Consider the following 15,866-nt stretch of genomic DNA (forward strand, 5'->3'; position numbering starts at 1 on the left):
CCTCGTCAGGCAGCTTCGTTCATTCGCAGGAGCTTGGAGCCCCAGTCACCCGACACGATCGTCGTGATCGAGGCTGGATCGATGTCGAAGCGGAAGCAGTCGCCGACCGGCAAGCCAAGCACCTTGCAGACGGCGGCTTTGATCACGTCGGCGTGGCTGACCAGGGCGACACACTGATTCGGATGCCGCTCGCGCACTGCGTTCATCAGTGCGACGATCCGCTCCTGGACATCCAGCATGGTCTCGCCGCTCGGTGTCCTGGCCTCCTGCCGCTGGTCGTTCCACGCCCGCCAACCGGCATCGCCATTCAACTCGTCGAAAGTCTTTCCCGACCAATCGCCGAAATCGATCTCGTCGAGTTCGGCGCAGATCGCGATTTCACCGACGCCGCAGGCAAGCGCGATCGGCACGGCCGTCTCTTGCGTACGCTCACGCGGGCTGCACAAGATGGCTTCAATTGGCTCCCGGGCCATGCGGCCACCAAGATGCGCGGCCTGCGCCTTCCCAGCCTCGCCAAGGCAAACGCCATCCATCCGTCCTGCAAGATAGGAGCCGACATTGTCGTGCGCTGCATGACGGATCAAAAAGAACGTTGTCGTCATTCCGCGGCATCCAGCAAAGGCTCGTCCTTGCCGGCGATGAAAGCGAGCGTGCGCTGCCGCGCTTCGGCGTCGGTGAACTGTTCGGGAGGCGACTTCATGAAATAGCTGCAGGGACCGGTCAGTGCTCCCGCTATGCCGCGATCGAGCGCAAGCTTGGCGCAGCGTATCGCATCGATCACCACGCCGGCTGAATTTGGAGAATCCCAGACTTCCAGCTTGAGCTCGGCGTTGAGCGGCACGCCGCCGAAGGTCGTCCCTTCCACCCGGATATAGGCCCATTTGCGATCGGTCAGCCACGGTACGTGGTCGCTGGGTCCGACATGAATATTGCCCGGCTCCAGGGGAACATCGAACTGGCTGGCCACGGACTGGGTCTTGGAAATTTTCTTTGATTCCAGCCGCTCGCGTTCCAGCATGTTGAGGAAGTCGGTGTTGCCGCCGAAATTCAGCTGATAAGTGCGATCGATGCGCACGCCGCGCTCGCGGAAGAGATTGGCCAGCAGGCGGTGAACGATGGTCGCCCCGACCTGGCTCTTGATATCATCGCCGACCAGCGGCAGCCCTCGCTGCTCGAAGCGCCGGCGCCATTCCGGACGTGAGGCGATGAAAACGGGTATGCAGTTGACGAAGGCGCAGCCGGCCTCGAGCGCGCATTCGGCGTAGAAGCGCGTCGCCTCCTCGGAGCCCACCGGCAGGTAAGAGACCAGCACGTCGGCGCCGCTGTTGCGCAGGATTTCGCTGACGTCGGCAACCGGCTCCGGCGCCTCCTCGATTTCGTCGCGCAAGTATTTTCCGATGCCGTCAAGTGTCGGTCCGCGCTCGACGCGAACGCCGTTTGCCGCCGCATCGGCAAAGCGGAACGTGTTGTTGGGGGCGGCGTAGATTGCTTCAGCGACGTCGAGGCCAACCTTGCTCCTGGCGACGTCGAACGCGCAGACAATCTCGACGTCGTCGACATGGTAGCCGCCGAGGTCGGCATGCATCAGCCCTGGGATTGGTTCGTTGCTTTTTGCGTGACGATAATAGGAGAGGCCCTGCACCAGGGAGGATGCGCAATTGCCGACCCCGACGATACCGACACGAACCTTTTTCGATCCCACGAAACTGCCGCCCTATGCTGTTCAAAGGTAAGTTCCTGCCGCCGAACCACCAGCGTGCCGGAATGTTCCTTGGCCTGCCGAAAAATTGCGCAAGACAGCATGGATCGAAGCAGCGCTCGCTGCGTTGCCGCAAGGCAAAGCATTGGAAAACCGATCGATGATCGTTTACGGCGACCAGAAGCGGAGGCAGAGCGCAGAACGGCTTCGCGAAGCTGCCAGCGAGATTGCTCAAAGTCTGGACCGCATGGCTCGTGGCCTCCGACGCCATGCCGCGTTGGTCGGACTATTCATCAGCGTATCGGAACTGGTTCGGGCGCTTGCCGATGTCGATTTCGAGACCAGCGGCATCGACATCTTTTCGCCGCGGCAACAGCAAGGCGCGAGATTGCTGGTTGGTCTTGCGGCCGAGGTGGCGAAGTCGTGGCGAAGCGGTTTCGCCGTGGGCGGTGGCATCGACCCAGGACTTCTCCAACTGCTGGACGGGTTGGATTGCGAGGCTGAGGTTCTGACCGGTTCTGCCGAGGGTTACGCGCATTACGCGCTTTATCCCGAAAGCTATTTGGGAGCGGCGCAGGAGTCAGGTCTCGATGCGAACACATGCGTGATCGGCATCCGCAGCATCGGCCTGGGGCTTGCCGCCATAGTGGCTGCCGCGATTGGCGCGCCGGCGCCGTTCAGCGTTCGTCCGTTCGGCCATCCTTTCCGCAGGCACATCAATGCCGATCCGCGCTCGATCGCTTCCTGGAAGAACAATCCATCGGCACGCTTCGCCGTTGTAGACGAAGGTCCCGGTCTGTCCGGCAGTTCGATGCACGCCGTCGTCGCGTGGCTGCGGGAACTGGGTATTGGTATGGACCGCATTCACCTGTTTCCCAGCCATCCTGGCAACCCGGGCATCGAAGCGTCACGGGAGGCCAGGGAGACATGGTCGCGCTGTCCGAAACATGTGGCGACGGCGCTCGAATGCACCTTCCCCGAAAGCTCGAACATTCCCACGCTTAGCGAATGGGTGGCCGAGGCGGTCGGCAGCCCCGAATTACGCCTGACCGAACTGTCTGGTGGCGAATGGAGGAGCGTCCACTACGTCGACGAAAAGCATTGGCCGCCGAGCCCGCGCGGCATCGAGCGGCGTAAATTCCTGGCGTCCGCGGGGTGTGGTCGCTGGCTCGTCAAATTCGCCGGCCTCGGCGAAACCGGACGGCGTAAGAGACGAGCCGCGGAAATGTTGGGGAAAGCCGGGTTCGGATCGCAAGTGGTCGGGCTTTGCCACGGCTTTCTGGTCGAACGGTGGATTGACGGCACCACGATGGACCAGGCGCCGCTGCCAAGAGGAAGGCTGGTCGCGGAGTTGGCGCGCTATCTAACCTGGCGGGCGCTCAATCTCCGAACCTGCGAACCGGGTGCATCATTGCTCGCACTCGCGGAAATGGCTGTTTCCAATACATCTGAAGCCCTGGGCGAGAACCGAGCGGCGACGTTGCGCCGTTGGCTCTCGAAAAAAACCCCTGCGTATGTTCTGCAGCGGGTGGAAATCGACGGAAAGCTTCACGCGTGGGAGTTTCTCGTTTGTGCCGACGGCACGGTGCTCAAGACAGATGCCGTCGACCATTGCCGGGCACACGATTTGATTGGCTGCCAGCCGATAGAGTGGGACATTGCCGGCGCCCGTGTCGAATATGGACTATCCGACAGCGATGTGACGACATTGGTCGAGGGGATAGGGCTCGATATTGACAATGGCCACATCGATTTTTTCGAACCCTGCTATTTGGCGTTCCAAATCGGGCTCTGGAGCACGGCTGCGCAATCCGAAAATGGCCAGGAAAAAGCAAGGCTGGCCGCGACCGGAGACCGATACAGGGCGGGGCTGATACGATTCCTGGACGAATCTCAGGTGTAGCGTTTCGATCAATCCAGCCTTCGTAGCATGTCTGCTTCCTGCTCGAGAATAGCGGCCACTTCCTCGCGCTGCAGATGCGTCATCATCAGGCTGACGCAGCACTCGAGATAGGTGATCGAGGAGCGCCGCAGATAGGCAGCCGCCTCGCGTTCGGCAATCTTGTCGACATCCTTCGCGGGTCGCTTGGGTTGCATGAGGATGATCCTCCGTATCGGGTCCCTCCCGCCAAACTACAAGGTTGGATGGATGTTCCGCACGATCTCCGGGCAGGTCCGGCCGCGGCCCACGTCATGCAGGAAGGTTCTGCAGCCCGCCTGCGGGTCTCCTTTTGGCAAGGCCTGTCATCTGATCGCCGATGCCGGTGCCTTCGAGCGCCGCGAAATAATCGATCGTCAGCTTGAGCCCTTCGTTGAGCGGCACTCTCGGCGACCAGCCGAGCAGCGTTTTCGCACGCGAAATATCAGGCTGCCTGCGCCGAGGATCGTCTTGCGGCAGGGGCAGAAATTTCAGATCCGACTTGGTGCCGGTCATCGCCTTCACCAATGCCGCCAGTCGCACGATGGTGAATTCTCCGGGATTGCCCAGATTGACCGGCTTGCCCGGATTGGGGTCGATGTTCATCAGGCGCATCAATCCATCAATCAAGTCGGAGACATAGCAGAAGGATCGCGTTTGCTGGCCGTCGCCGAATATCGTCAGCGGACGCTTCTCGAGCGCCTGCATGATCAAATTCGAGACGATGCGACCGTCGGCCGGATCCATTCTCGGACCGTAGGTGTTGAAGATGCGCGCGACGCGGACGTCGGCCTTGCCGGCCCTTAGATAGTCGAAGCAAAGCGTTTCGGCGGTGCGCTTGCCCTCGTCGTAGCAGGCGCGTGGGCCGGTGCAGTTCACATGACCGACGTAATCCTCCCTTTGCGGGTGTTGTTCCGGATCGCCATACACTTCGCTCGTCGAGGCCTGCAGCAGTCGCGCGTCATTGCGGACAGCGAGTTCGAGCAGGTTGAGGGTTCCGATCACGCAGGTACGCGTGGTGTGTATCGGGTCGGCCTGATAACGCGGCGGTGAGGCGGCGCAGGCCAGGTTGAAGATGTGATCCACGGGCTCGCCGAGATCCAGTGGCCGGCAGATGTCCTGCTCGATCAACCGGAAACCCGGCCGGTCCATGATCGAGATGATGTTTTCCATGCGCCCGGTCAGAAAATTGTCGACGCAGATCACGCGCCAGCCGTTGCGGAGCAATACTTCGCAAAGATGCGAACCGAGGAAACCCGCGCCGCCGGCAACAAGCACCGTCTTTGCCCTGTGCGCCTTTCTTGTCTGTCGCATCGCTGTTTTCTCCTGTCTGCCGTTCATGCTGCACTTCCAATGTCGAGATCGAGGGCCGTCGCCCTTGGTTGGGTCAGCGCCGCCACGAATTCGCGAGCCCTGGCCGCACCGGTGTGGGAAGCGAGGGCGAGTTTGCGAGCCCGGCCGGCCATGGCCAGGCGTGCGCGCTCGGACTCGCCAACGAGGATATCTATGACATCGTCCGTCTCCGCGGCGGTGTGGATCGCCGACGCGGGAAAGAAGCTGTCGAGCCCTGGCCAGCGGTCGCTGACGATGGGCGTGCCGCAAGCCGCCGCTTCGAACAGGCGCACGCTGGGCGACCATCCTGCGGTGATCATGGAACTGCGTGTGACATTCAGCGTGTAGCGCTGACGGCTATAGAACGCGGCGTGATCGGCTGGCGGCAAATGTTCGATGCGTTCGACATTGTCCGGCCAGATGATGTCGGATGGATATTGGGAGCCGGCCACGACGAAACGGAGGTTCGGCATATGCCGTGCGGGCTCGAGCAGCAGAGCGTTCAGCGTTGTCTGCCGGTCCATGCTGTAGGTGCCGAGATAGCCGAGATCCCAGCGGATCGGATCTCCTGTCGGGTGATGCCGTTCCGGATCGACCGAACAATAGAGAGGTTCGGCATGGCGCGCGCCGAAGTCTTGCGCCAGATGGCTGAGCGTTGGTCCGCCGGTGAAGGAGAAATAGACATCGAAATACGGAATTTGCCGCGAACTCAGATAATCGCAATCGTCGGCTGAAAGCTTGGCCAGGGTCACCGGGGTGTCGATGTCGTAAAAGCAGAGCTGCCCCTTGCAAAGCGAGGCGACGATGTCGATGACCTGGCGTCCTTCTGGAACAAAGGATCCGATGACGATGATGTCGGCCTGCTCCAGGCACTGTGCGTAGTCGCGTTGCAGCTCCGCAGTGGTTTCGTAGTAGCGCAAGGCGCAGAACTCCGGATCGCGCAGATCGCGGTGATTGGCGTACCAGGGCACGTTGCGCTCCAGAAAAGTCACCCGGTGACCGAGTCCGTGCAAGCCTTTCAAAAGACCCCGGAAAGTCGTGGCGTGGCCGTTTCCCCAGGATGAGGACAGCGACAGGCCGAGAAAGACGATGTCCAGTTTCTTGGTCATTCCGCTGCCTCCACGGCCCCGTGCTCGAAATGACGTTTGAAGACGGCATCCGCCACATCCGCCCGAAGCGCGTAGGTATGGTCCGCCAGCACGCGGTGAAGTGCGGCTTGGCCGATTGCCTTGGCCCGCCCGGGGGTCAGCGAGCGCATTATCTCCGCGACATCGCCGCCGTCACGCGCGACCAGGATCTCCTCGCCTGGTTTCAGGAACAGTTCCACGCCCAGCCATGCATCCGTGATGAGACAGGCGCCGGCGCCAGCCGCCTCGAACACTCGCGTGGCCGGTGAAAAACCGTTGGCTGCCATGCTGTCGCGGCTAATGTTCAACACGGCTTTTGGCGTGACATTGAAGGCGTTGTGATCGCGGGTGCCAACATGGCCGAGCCAGCCGACATTGGTTGGGAGCGGCTTGTCGCCCCAACCCGAGCCGCCGAGCAGGAAACGCTGTTTCGGCAGCTGGCTGGCGGGATCGAGGAAAAACGATTCGACACGCGCTTCACGGTCCGGCAGCCGGTTTCCGAGGAACGCCAGGTCGCAGGCAAAACGCGCTTTGCTGGCGACCGGATGGTGCGTTTCGGGATCGAGCGCATTGTAGATGGGCACGCACTCCTTGGCGCCCATGGCACGATAGGCCCAGACAACGGGATCGCCGCCACCATAGGTCAGCACGAGGTCGATCTCCTGCAGTGCACGATGGAGCGGGTGGTCCGGCTCGTCGCGCAACTGGGCAAGCGTGGCTGGCGCATCCACGTCCCAGAATACGACAAGCGCGTCGCTGCGGGCGTGGTCGAGAACGGCGCGAAGCAGCGCCTCGTCTTCGAAACCGACGCCACTCGCCTTGACGACGATGTCGGCGCCGGCGGCACGTGCCGCGACCTGCATCAGCGCATGCTGGGTCGCCTCATAAACGACGACAGTGCACCAGTCGGGAGCTTCGATGTCGCGGTTCTTCTGCCGGTCGTAGACATCGGGTTCGTAGAACGTGATCTCGTAACCCAATTGCGAAAGTGCCTTGAGCAAACCGCGATAGTACGTCGCGGCACCGTTCCAGTAGGACGACAAAAGGCTCGATCCATAGAATGCGATTTTCATGCGACGGCTTCCTTTGCGGCTGTCGGGACGGCGGTGTGTCGGTTCGCGCATTGCGTGAGCACGCCGAGCAACTCGTCGACGCGGTGGCGGCAGGTGTGCCGCGAGCGGATGGTCTCGAGACCCGAGGTCACCAGCGAGGCCGCAAAGTCCTCGTCGGACAACACCGTCCGAAGCTGTTGCCGCATTTGCGAGCCATTCTCGGCGAACAGGAAGTCGATACCGGGCCTGAAAAGCTGCTCGACATCGGACCATGGCGCTGAAATCAGCGGAATGCCGCAGGCGAGTGCCTCGAACATGCGGATCGTCGGGATTCCGGGCAACCTCTCGCGATAGGGGCGCCGTGGGATGTGAACGGTGACACGATGCGCGGCGAAGGCCTTCGGCACGTCGGCATTGGCGATCCACCCCTCATAGCGCAGTCCTGCGGTGGCCAGATCCGCAAGTGCGGTCTTGGGGTAGCGTACGCCGTGAACAGCGGCATCAAGGCCGAGATCGTGCACCGGCTCGATCAGAAACTCCTTGAGTTCGGCGGTCCGCTCATCATCGCCCCAGTTGCCGATCCAGACCAGATCGGAGGTGGGGTGGATCTCCGGGTGCGGCTTGAACAGGCGATCGTCCGCCGCTTCATGCCAAGTGAAGACGCGCTTGCCCCAGCCGGCGCGCAGATAGCTCTCGCGCAAGGTTTCGCCAAAGGCGAGAACGCCGTCATAGTGCTCCAGCCGGAGCGCCGAGAGTGCCTCGGTCGCAGACACGGCCCGGTGGTGGGTGTCGTGAAAAAGAAGGATGAAGTTGCCGCCGGCGGCCCGGGCACGGCCAATACGTGCGACAAGCTCCGGATCCGTCCACTCATGAACGATCACAACGTCGGCCTCGGCAATCCAGGCTTCGTGATCAAATCCGGCATCGTAGGTCACCGGCATCAGTTCGGGAAAATCCTTGCGGAAGCGTTCGATGGCGAACGACCCCTTCTCAGCCAGTAGATTCGACCGGCTCCAGCCATTCGCCGGCTCCAGCGCAATAGCCTGATGCCGGCGCTGGACCAGCTCTCGCATGACGCCGCGCAGGAAATGGGCATTGCCATGGTTCCAGTCGGAAACGACCGAGTGGGTGTAAAACACAAAGCGCATGATCAGCGCTCCGCCATCGCTAAGGCCGCTTTGTCGTAGACGCCGCGCATAGCCGCTGTCTGCTTTGTCAGCCTAAACCTGCGGCTGCGTCGGATGGCTGCCTGGCCAAGCTCTCGCCGGAGCTCGGCATCGCTGGAGAGACGGTTGAGGCAGGCAGCGAGATCGTGCGGATCGCGCGCGTCAAAGAATATCGCGGCCCCGTCCCATAGTTCGCGATAGGTGGCGATATCGGAAAGCACCAGGGGCGTAGCCGACATGGCGGCTTCCAGCGCGGCCAGGCCGAATGGCTCGTAGAGCGATGGCGATACGAAAATACCCGCGCGAGCCATCAACGAACGCGCCTCGTCGGATGGCACTGCTCCCAGAGGAACAGCATGGCTGAAGCTGACATGCTCGCCGTTTGGGCCGTTCGTCGACCCGGCGGCAAACAGAGGCCATCGCGTCAGGGACGCCGCCTGGTCGACCACCGCGGCATTTTTGCCCTCGTCCCACCAGCGGGCAGCAGCGAACACGAGCGGTTGGTGCTTTTCGGCATTCGGCAGAGGACGGGCACCATTTCTGACCACACTCAAGCGCGCGATCGGGCCGTAGCAGGTCTCTAGCATGTCGGCGTGGCTGCGGCTCGGCGCGATGACCGCGTCGGCCCGATCCATGCCGCGTCTGTTGCGCTCCTTCTGCCAGGCCCATGCCCCATCCGCCGCCTGTCCTCTGACCGCATGGAACCAAGTCGTCACGCAGGAATGGGAGACCACCACGACCGGGCATGGGGCGTCGAATCCCGCTGCCTGCGAAGGCGCGTTGAAATGGACAAGGTCGATGGCGTGGTCGCGCATGGGCGCATGCAACTCCCGCGGCAGCGCGTCGAGATCACCGCCGTTGCGGGTCATCCAATCCGGCGGCGTGTTCAGCCAGATCAGCTTCGCGAAAGCCTCCGCCTCGTCGGCCTGCTGCCTGGACGGTGGCGGACCGAGGCCGGCAAGCACCACGCTATCGCCGCCGTTGACAAGTTCCCTGGCCAGGTCGAGCGCATAGCGCCACACGCCGCCCACGGCGTCGACCGTCATCAGGATGCGCCGCGAGCGCGGCGTCAGTGTCCGCAACATGTCGCCTCCAGTTCCGCCAGCGGACGCGGGCGCCTTTCCTGGATGTCGCTGAACTTCTGGAATGATGCGAGATAGTGATCATGGGCGCGCTCCCAGGCGAGGTCGTCGGGTTCGCCCCAAAGCTCGCGATAGCTTGGCGAACTCGGATATGGATAAAGCGGTACGGGTTCATTGGCCCACACGCCGTTGTCGATCAGGTGCGTTCGCCAGTAATCGACGAGGGCAGGATCATCCTCGACGACGCCGATCAGATTGGCCTGTACGAACGGAACGTGACGCCTGGCGTTGACGAGCAGCGCGGCGAGTTCCTCGGTGCCCAGCCGGCAGCGCTTCGCCAGCATCGCACGACCTTCCACGGTCAGGCTTTCGAGGCCGGCCTCGATGGAGACGCAGCCGGCCGCACCAAGCAATTCCAGCAGCTCGGGCTTCCAAAGGTCGATGCGGGTCTGCACACCGAACTTCACGGCGCGATGGATCAACGCTTCCAACAGCGCTTTTTGCGGCAGGAAGATTTCATCGATGAAATAAATGTAGCCGACCCCCTGGGCAATCAGCCCATCGATTTCCGCTATGACAGCCTCGTGGTTTCGGCGGCGATAGGCATCGCGGAAATCGATCTTGGCGCAGAAGCTGCAATTGTAGGGACAACCGCGCGATGCTTCGACCTCCGCGCCGAACCCAACCTGATTGTCATCGAACCTGTGATGGTGATGCGAATGGGCAGCGATCCAGTCTGATGGCCATTGGAGTGGCGGATGATCGACAAACGAGCTGGCGTGGACGCCGCCGGTCAAAACCACCTTGGCCTCGCGCAGGTAAGCGGTCGAGGGCACAGCGCTCCAGTCGTCGCGCCGGGCAAGTTCCGCGACGATTTCCTCGCATTCGCCGCGCACAACAATGTCGACGCCAAGCTTGCGCAAGGTTGGCGCGGGCGTAGCCGAGCCATGCGGCCCGACCGCGACTGTGCGTCCACCGCGCCCGGCGAGACGGTTGAGGAAATCGGCCGGCACGCGCAACTCGGGTGGTGCGCAGCGCCAGAACAGATAAGTCGGGGCGGTACTGACGACCGTCATTGCAGGCGCGAAATCAGCCACACGCTCGGAGAGGTCCGAGTTGTCGAGCTTCTGCAATTGCCCATCCAGCATCAACACCTCATGGCCGGCTGTTTCGAGCAGGGATTTCGAATAGCCGAGTTCCAGCGGGAGATGTGGTTGGCGGCAGCCGAAATAAATGCTGTCGTCATAGGTCCAGAACGGGTTTACCAGGGCAATTTTCATGCGACGTACCTCACGACTTCGGGGCGAGGCTGGAGCCGGTGTTGTTGCAGCCAGTCTGCGAGATCGCGAATGCCTTCGCGCCATGAAACACGAGCTTTCCAGCCAAGCATCGCTTTGATCTTGCGGGTGTCGGCGACGAAGAAGGGCTGATCGCCGGTGCGTTCGCCATCATGGCGGATCGAAAGCTCACGGCCGGTCAAGCTACGGATCTCGCTCAACAGCATGCGCAGGCTGATCGCATTATCGGGGCCGCCGCCAAGATTGAATGCCTGTCCTTTGGTCGTCTCGATACGATCGAGCGTGGCCCTGTAGGCGGCGACCGCATCGGAGACATGCAGTATGTCGCGCACTTGTCTGCCGTCGCCGTAAATGGTGATTGGACGTCCCGTCAGCGCACTCAGCAGGAAGTGCGCGACCCAGCCTTGATCCTCGGTTCCGAACTGGCGCGGCCCGTAAATGCAGCTCATCCGCAGCACCGCCGTCGGCATGCCGTAGGATTTGGCATAGTCGAGCACATATTGGTCCGCCGCGCCTTTGGAGCAGCCATAGGGCGTGCAGAAATCCAGGCCGTGGGTCTCGTCGATGCCATTCGCTTGGATGATGCCGTCGCAAGGCAGGTAACGATCGCCGTCCTCGCGCACCGCGACGTCGGGCAGGCTGCCATAGACCTTGTTGGTGCTGGCGAAGACCACCGGAACAAACTCACTGCTCAGCCGCGCCGCCTCGAGGACATTGAACGTTCCTCGAAGGTTGATGTCGAAATCCTCGTCCGGTTGGACCAGGCTCGTTGTGACGGCGGTTTGCGCGGCCAGGTGGAAGATCGCCTTGGAACTCTTCAGAACGGGCGCAAGCGCGTTGGCGTCGCGCACGTCAATCGTTTCGACCATGAGGCGGCTTCCGTGTTTCTGCGCCAGCCATTCAAGGTTCTGTTCGACGCCGGGGCGGCTGAGATTGTCGATCACCAGCACCGGCTCGCCATCCGACAACAGGCTGTCGGCCAGGTTCGATCCTATGAAGCCGCTGCCGCCGACAATGGCGACGGGCGCGTCGCGTCGATTGCGCGTATTCATGACACCAGCCCACGTTCTTCAAGCTCGCGTTTCATGTCGGCGCCGCGGTCGATGGCGGAGGAGTTGCGCACCCAGGAAACGAAATCGGCGAGCGAATTCTCCAGTTGTTGCCTCGGCTCGAAACCGAGCAGCTCACGGGCCTTGGAAATATCGGCGAAGCAGTTGCGGATATCCCCGGAGCGCGCCTTGCCGAGCAGTTCTGGCGAGCGGTCCGGCGTTCCCATGGCCTCGGCAAGTACCCGCGCGACGTCGCTGATGGCATAGGCTCGGCCGCTGCCGATGTTGATGACGTGACCCCTTGCCTGGCGTTGCTGCAGCGCAAGACGAAAGGCGCGGGCGACGTCATCCACATGGACGAAATCGCGTTTCTGTTCGCCATCCTCGAAGATCATTGGCCGTTGGCCGTTGGCGAGACGCGAAGCAAAATTGGCCAACACGCCGGTATAGGGGTTCGATAACGCCTGGCCGGCGCCGAAGACGTTGAACAGGCGCAGCGCGACCGCATCGATGCCATAGGCTTCGCCGAAGATCAGCACGGCGCGTTCCTGGGCGTATTTCGTCAGTGCATAGATAGAGGCGAGGTCGACCGGCTTTTCCTCGTCCGTCGGCAGGGGGGAGAGGGGCTCGCCTTCCGGCGACAGCGGATTCCACTGCCCGTTTTTGATGTCGCTCGCCTTGCGCCGGGCATTGTCGATGCGCCGGCCGTCCGATGTAGCATAGAGGCCCTCGCCATAGACACTCATCGATGAGGCGACGACAATGCGCTCGACCGGGTGTTTGATCAGCGCCTCAAGCAGCGTCGCGGTGCCGAGATCGTTGGTGCCGACATAGCGCGCGATCTCGTACATCGACTGTCCGACGCCGACTTCCGCGGCCAGATGAATGACCGCGTCAACGCCTTCCAGCGCCTTGGCGACCGCCTCCGGGTCCCGAATGTCGCCCTTGATCAGCTCGGCCCCGGCGGGAAGGGCGACTGTTTCGCCTGCGTGCACCTGCTCCAGCAGCACATCCAAAATGCGAACCGAATAATCCTGCTCGATGAGTTCCTGGGCGACATGCCGGCCAATGAAGCCGCAGCCCCCTGTAACCAATATCCGTTCCACGACCACTCCTCAGACAGGTAATCTTGGCGACCCGAACTTTTCGGCAAAAGGTTTGTTCCCTTGGCTTCAACAAAGTTCCTTTGGCCGGCTTCGTTCGGAAGCAGCCACATCGCGCTCGCCGCGCCGTGCCGGAACATTGCCGCCCTTGTGCTGTTAGGACGCCGGCAGCCCCGACGATGCCCGATGTTGGCAACGCCGATGATCAAAGGAGATTTCAATGTCCCAGTCGCAAACGACCACCAATCACGACGAAATCCGCAAATGGGCCGAGGAGCGGGATGGACGGCCGGCAGTGGTTCGCACCAAAGGCGCGGGCGGCATCCTGCGGATCGACTTCGGCAAACCCGAGGAAGCATTCGAGCCGGTCGAATGGGACGAGTTCTTCCGCATATTCGACGAGAACGATCTGGCCTTTCTTTACCAGTCCAAGACTGGTGACGGACAAACCAGCCGTTTCAACAAGTTCGTCGAGCGCAACCAGAAAGGCGAATGACGCACTTCGAGCCGGCCGATTTGCCCGACCTGGTTCTCGGGCAAATTTTTCTGGATCAGTGGAACAATAGAGGGCTCCGATCCTTCGGTCGCTGAACCACAGGCGCAGCAAGGATCGAAGGCCTGGGCCTGAGCGCAGGAGGCGGCGGGGCTGGATAGGCGTCAAAAGCTGGAAACCCGCTACTCGTCCTGCCGTGAAACCAAAACGCCGCTCATCAGTCGTCCTGCTGCTTGCGGTGGCGGTGTTTTTCGATTTCCTCGGGCTCTTCATCGTCGATCCGCGTGATGTTCGAAGCATTGTGGTCTGATCGCAGGATCTCATCCAGTTTGGCGTGAATGGCCTGAGTGTCGCGGTGCTCGGCACGCTGGATGAACAGCGTCATGGCCCACGTAAACAAGGTAGCCGCTCCATGCCAGTCCAGGGTCTGACGCTCGAAGATCATCCAAAGGATTGCGTAGACCAACAGGATCAGGAATGCCGCGGGGCGGGAGGTTAATGTGCCGATTGAGGTAAGCACGCCGGTGACGGGATGATTGGCCATGCGAAAGAACTCGCGGCAGTGACCGTGGTTCCCGACCGCAGTGCATCGCGCCGGCACGAGCCAGCTAGGCGCGACGGATGAATTCACGGCGCAGTGCTTGCCGATCGCAGCTACAACGATGACCACTCGATTGCCGGGCGCGCAATCATCAGCCAGAAAATGGCGAGCACGGCGCCGAAAGCTGGGAAACCGAAGACAAACCAGCGTCTGAACAGCTGATGGTAGCGCTCGGGAGGAGGTTGGTTGGAGAGTGCGGCCTGTGTGGCTAGATTTCGCATCTCGATCTGCATCCACACGACAGGCAGCCAGAACAGGCCCGTTAAGATGTAGAGCAGGATCGAGAGAACGATCCATCCTTCGGACAGCGAATACCCCGCAACCCTAGCGAGGCCCAGTCCGGTCAAAGGTTGTGCGACAACGGCCGTAGCCGTGAACAGGAAATCAGCCAGCACGACAATGCGGGCGACGGCTGCGATCGTCGCGGCATTCCCGGTCCGGTGTGCCAAAAGCATGAAAAAAGCAATGCCGGCACCAGTTCCGAGCAGCACAGCAGCGCCGATCACGTGCAGGTATTTAAGCACGAAGTAAATCATCAGCGTTCCTCCAGAATGGCCAGCGCTGCAAAATGCAGAACGAGGATCGGGAGGATTTTGATCAACGGCCCGAGTGGCTCAAGCCAAAGATCCGGCCGCAGAATGCTCCCAGCGATCGCATAGAAAAGCGATACCGCGATTGCGCCGAAAAGACCAAGCCGGCTGGTTGGGCGACAGGCGATAAGCGCCCCGACGGCGATGTCAGCCAGCGCGCCGGCGACTACCGCCGGTTCGGCCAAGGGGCCGGCAGCAGTGCCAATCAGCAAGTCAACTCCGCTGCGCCAGCCGGCAGTGAGGGAAATGATGCCCGTCATGATCCAGAAGAGCGGCAAGATGACAAAGAGCGCCGGCTTGACGAAGTAAAGACCGGCGAACCATCGCTCCTGCACCGTCGCAGGATTTAAACGCAGTGCAGATGTAAGACTTGATGGTTGAATGCCGGTCGCCGTCATCCAGGGTTGGGGATCGCCGACAGCGCCACGGGCAATCTCTTTTGCTGCATTGCTGCGCATCGGCGGGCGCCAGCCCAGCTGAGCCGCGGCATCCCCGAACCTGTACAAGATAGCTGCGGCCCAATTGGGCAAGATGAACTCCCGAGCACTGCTCCATCCGAACCAGCGGCGATAGCGACCCACGACCTCGCTCATCGAAAGTGCCTCGGGCCCAGCCAGGTCCAGCTTGAGGTGCGATGGGCTGCCGGGTTTGAGGAAGAACAGGACGGTGGAGATCACGTCATCGAGTTGGACGACTTGGAGACGGCCCGTGTCGGGCATCAACGGCAAGAGCGGCAACGCCGCGAGGCCGCGAAAAAGTGCACTTGCGCCGAAGGCCGGCCTTCCCAGTACTACGGAGGGGCGCAGGATGACCCAGTCAAGGCTACGTGCCATCAGTGCCTCATCGCCGGCGAGCTTGCTGGCGGAAAAGGCGGACGGCTGCTGGCGATCGACCCCGATGGCAGAAAAGTGGATCACCTTATTCACACCTGCGTGCTCACACGCGGTGAAGAGAGCCGAGGCGCCGGTAGAATGGACATGCCGGGTGTTTTCCCGGGCACTATCCTGCAGGACGCCGGCACAGTTTACGACGGCGTCCACACCGGCGAGGTAGGGGGTCCAGTCCTGAGGTCGCAAGCCCCGCGCCATATCCACGGAAACGGTTTGGATCTCCGGGTGGACGCCAGTGTCTGCGTGGTGAAGCACGCGAACCACTTCATGACTCTCGCCGGCCAAACGCGCGCAAAGCGCGGCTCCAATCAGACCTGACGCGCCGGTGACGAGAATTTTCATTCCTTCCTCCAGCCGTTCGCCAGCGCGTGCCCGTCCATCAACCCAGCGGCTGCGCCTGGGAGAACTCTAGCAAAGCCGAAGCCGGTAGTCTCACGCCGGGTGGAACAGGTTCCGGGCATCAACG

The 15,866-nt window shown here is 61.8% G+C and carries 16 protein-coding genes; 2 read left to right on the plus strand and 14 right to left on the minus strand.

Annotated features, from left to right (window positions below):
* Window positions 1-5: 5 nt before the first annotated feature.
* The gene (locus NL532_RS12185; protein WP_023667978.1) at window positions 6-602 is read right to left on the minus strand and encodes a histidine phosphatase family protein; all 597 of its coding nucleotides are present in this window, start codon (window positions 600-602) and stop codon (window positions 6-8) included.
* Window positions 599-1,702 carry an inositol-3-phosphate synthase gene (locus NL532_RS12190; RefSeq protein ID WP_023736084.1) on the minus strand — a complete coding sequence of 368 codons (1,104 nt, stop codon included), beginning with the start codon at window positions 1,700-1,702 and terminating at the stop codon, window positions 599-601. The genes NL532_RS12185 and NL532_RS12190 overlap by 4 nt, the downstream gene beginning before the upstream one ends.
* Before the next feature lie 85 nt (window positions 1,703-1,787).
* Between NL532_RS12190 and NL532_RS12195 the strand changes: the two genes are divergently transcribed.
* Complete coding sequence (locus NL532_RS12195; protein ID WP_245270286.1) at window positions 1,788-3,602, plus strand: hypothetical protein; 1,815 nt, start codon at window positions 1,788-1,790, stop codon at window positions 3,600-3,602.
* Between the two features lie 8 nt (window positions 3,603-3,610).
* Here NL532_RS12195 and NL532_RS12200 read toward each other — a convergent pair whose 3' ends face one another.
* The 9 genes from NL532_RS12200 to NL532_RS12240 all read right to left on the minus strand — a co-directional run bounded on the left by NL532_RS12200 (window position 3,611) and on the right by NL532_RS12240 (window position 12,829).
* Complete coding sequence (locus tag NL532_RS12200; RefSeq protein WP_023667982.1) at window positions 3,611-3,796, minus strand: hypothetical protein; 186 nt, start codon at window positions 3,794-3,796, stop codon at window positions 3,611-3,613.
* Window positions 3,797-3,890: 94 nt separating this feature from the next.
* Window positions 3,891-4,931, minus strand: coding sequence for a UDP-glucuronic acid decarboxylase family protein (locus NL532_RS12205; RefSeq protein ID WP_023681096.1), 1,041 nt, complete (start codon window positions 4,929-4,931; stop codon window positions 3,891-3,893).
* A gap of 23 nt (window positions 4,932-4,954) precedes the next feature.
* Window positions 4,955-6,058, minus strand: coding sequence for a CgeB family protein (locus NL532_RS12210; RefSeq protein ID WP_023829128.1), 1,104 nt, complete (start codon window positions 6,056-6,058; stop codon window positions 4,955-4,957).
* Window positions 6,055-7,149: a CgeB family protein gene (locus tag NL532_RS12215; protein ID WP_023667985.1), complete on the minus strand. Its 1,095-nt coding sequence runs from the start codon at window positions 7,147-7,149 to the stop codon at window positions 6,055-6,057. The genes NL532_RS12210 and NL532_RS12215 overlap by 4 nt, the downstream gene beginning before the upstream one ends.
* Window positions 7,146-8,276 (minus strand): CgeB family protein, encoded by a 1,131-nt coding sequence (locus tag NL532_RS12220; RefSeq protein WP_023829129.1) that lies wholly within the window; start codon window positions 8,274-8,276, stop codon window positions 7,146-7,148. Before NL532_RS12220 ends, NL532_RS12215 begins: the two co-directional genes overlap by 4 nt.
* Before the next feature lie 2 nt (window positions 8,277-8,278).
* Window positions 8,279-9,379 (minus strand): glycosyltransferase family 4 protein, encoded by a 1,101-nt coding sequence (locus tag NL532_RS12225; protein WP_023667987.1) that lies wholly within the window; start codon window positions 9,377-9,379, stop codon window positions 8,279-8,281.
* Window positions 9,364-10,656, minus strand: coding sequence for a TIGR04295 family B12-binding domain-containing radical SAM protein (locus NL532_RS12230; RefSeq protein WP_023829130.1), 1,293 nt, complete (start codon window positions 10,654-10,656; stop codon window positions 9,364-9,366). The genes NL532_RS12225 and NL532_RS12230 overlap by 16 nt, the downstream gene beginning before the upstream one ends.
* Window positions 10,653-11,726 carry a GDP-mannose 4,6-dehydratase gene (locus tag NL532_RS12235; RefSeq protein WP_023691444.1) on the minus strand — a complete coding sequence of 358 codons (1,074 nt, stop codon included), beginning with the start codon at window positions 11,724-11,726 and terminating at the stop codon, window positions 10,653-10,655. Before NL532_RS12235 ends, NL532_RS12230 begins: the two co-directional genes overlap by 4 nt.
* On the minus strand, window positions 11,723-12,829 hold the full coding sequence (locus NL532_RS12240) for an NAD-dependent epimerase/dehydratase family protein (RefSeq protein WP_031203153.1): 1,107 nt from the start codon (window positions 12,827-12,829) through the stop codon (window positions 11,723-11,725). The genes NL532_RS12235 and NL532_RS12240 overlap by 4 nt, the downstream gene beginning before the upstream one ends.
* A gap of 217 nt (window positions 12,830-13,046) precedes the next feature.
* Here NL532_RS12240 and NL532_RS12245 point away from each other — a divergent pair, with 217 nt between their 5' ends.
* Window positions 13,047-13,322 carry a hypothetical protein gene (locus NL532_RS12245; RefSeq protein ID WP_023667991.1) on the plus strand — a complete coding sequence of 92 codons (276 nt, stop codon included), beginning with the start codon at window positions 13,047-13,049 and terminating at the stop codon, window positions 13,320-13,322.
* 214 nt (window positions 13,323-13,536) lie between these two features.
* On the opposite strand, the gene NL532_RS12250 is transcribed toward NL532_RS12245, so the two are convergent.
* The 3 genes from NL532_RS12250 to NL532_RS12260 form a co-directional block, all read right to left on the minus strand.
* Window positions 13,537-13,863 (minus strand): low affinity iron permease family protein, encoded by a 327-nt coding sequence (locus NL532_RS12250; protein WP_023687797.1) that lies wholly within the window; start codon window positions 13,861-13,863, stop codon window positions 13,537-13,539.
* A 110-nt stretch (window positions 13,864-13,973) separates the two neighbouring features.
* Window positions 13,974-14,456 carry a DUF2269 family protein gene (locus NL532_RS12255; protein WP_023736079.1) on the minus strand — a complete coding sequence of 161 codons (483 nt, stop codon included), beginning with the start codon at window positions 14,454-14,456 and terminating at the stop codon, window positions 13,974-13,976.
* Complete coding sequence (locus NL532_RS12260; protein WP_023829133.1) at window positions 14,456-15,742, minus strand: SDR family oxidoreductase; 1,287 nt, start codon at window positions 15,740-15,742, stop codon at window positions 14,456-14,458. Before NL532_RS12260 ends, NL532_RS12255 begins: the two co-directional genes overlap by 1 nt.
* Window positions 15,743-15,866: the final 124 nt, after the last annotated feature.

It is taken from the genome of Mesorhizobium sp. C120A (genome assembly GCF_030323105.1).
Taxonomy (GTDB): Bacteria; Pseudomonadota; Alphaproteobacteria; order Rhizobiales; family Rhizobiaceae; genus Mesorhizobium.

Coding starts and splice junctions, on each gene's coding strand:
- NL532_RS12185 (WP_023667978.1), bottom strand. CDS start 602: ATGACGACAACGTTCTTTTTGATCCGTCATGCAGCGCACGACAATGTC.
- NL532_RS12200 (WP_023667982.1), bottom strand. CDS start 3,796: ATGCAACCCAAGCGACCCGCGAAGGATGTCGACAAGATTGCCGAACGC.
- NL532_RS12205 (WP_023681096.1), bottom strand. CDS start 4,931: ATGCGACAGACAAGAAAGGCGCACAGGGCAAAGACGGTGCTTGTTGCC.
- NL532_RS12210 (WP_023829128.1), bottom strand. CDS start 6,058: ATGACCAAGAAACTGGACATCGTCTTTCTCGGCCTGTCGCTGTCCTCA.
- NL532_RS12215 (WP_023667985.1), bottom strand. CDS start 7,149: ATGAAAATCGCATTCTATGGATCGAGCCTTTTGTCGTCCTACTGGAAC.
- NL532_RS12220 (WP_023829129.1), bottom strand. CDS start 8,276: ATGCGCTTTGTGTTTTACACCCACTCGGTCGTTTCCGACTGGAACCAT.
- NL532_RS12225 (WP_023667987.1), bottom strand. CDS start 9,379: ATGTTGCGGACACTGACGCCGCGCTCGCGGCGCATCCTGATGACGGTC.
- NL532_RS12230 (WP_023829130.1), bottom strand. CDS start 10,656: ATGAAAATTGCCCTGGTAAACCCGTTCTGGACCTATGACGACAGCATT.
- NL532_RS12235 (WP_023691444.1), bottom strand. CDS start 11,726: ATGAATACGCGCAATCGACGCGACGCGCCCGTCGCCATTGTCGGCGGC.
- NL532_RS12245 (WP_023667991.1), top strand. CDS start 13,047: ATGTCCCAGTCGCAAACGACCACCAATCACGACGAAATCCGCAAATGG.
- NL532_RS12250 (WP_023687797.1), bottom strand. CDS start 13,863: ATGGCCAATCATCCCGTCACCGGCGTGCTTACCTCAATCGGCACATTA.
- NL532_RS12255 (WP_023736079.1), bottom strand. CDS start 14,456: ATGATTTACTTCGTGCTTAAATACCTGCACGTGATCGGCGCTGCTGTG.
- NL532_RS12260 (WP_023829133.1), bottom strand. CDS start 15,742: ATGAAAATTCTCGTCACCGGCGCGTCAGGTCTGATTGGAGCCGCGCTT.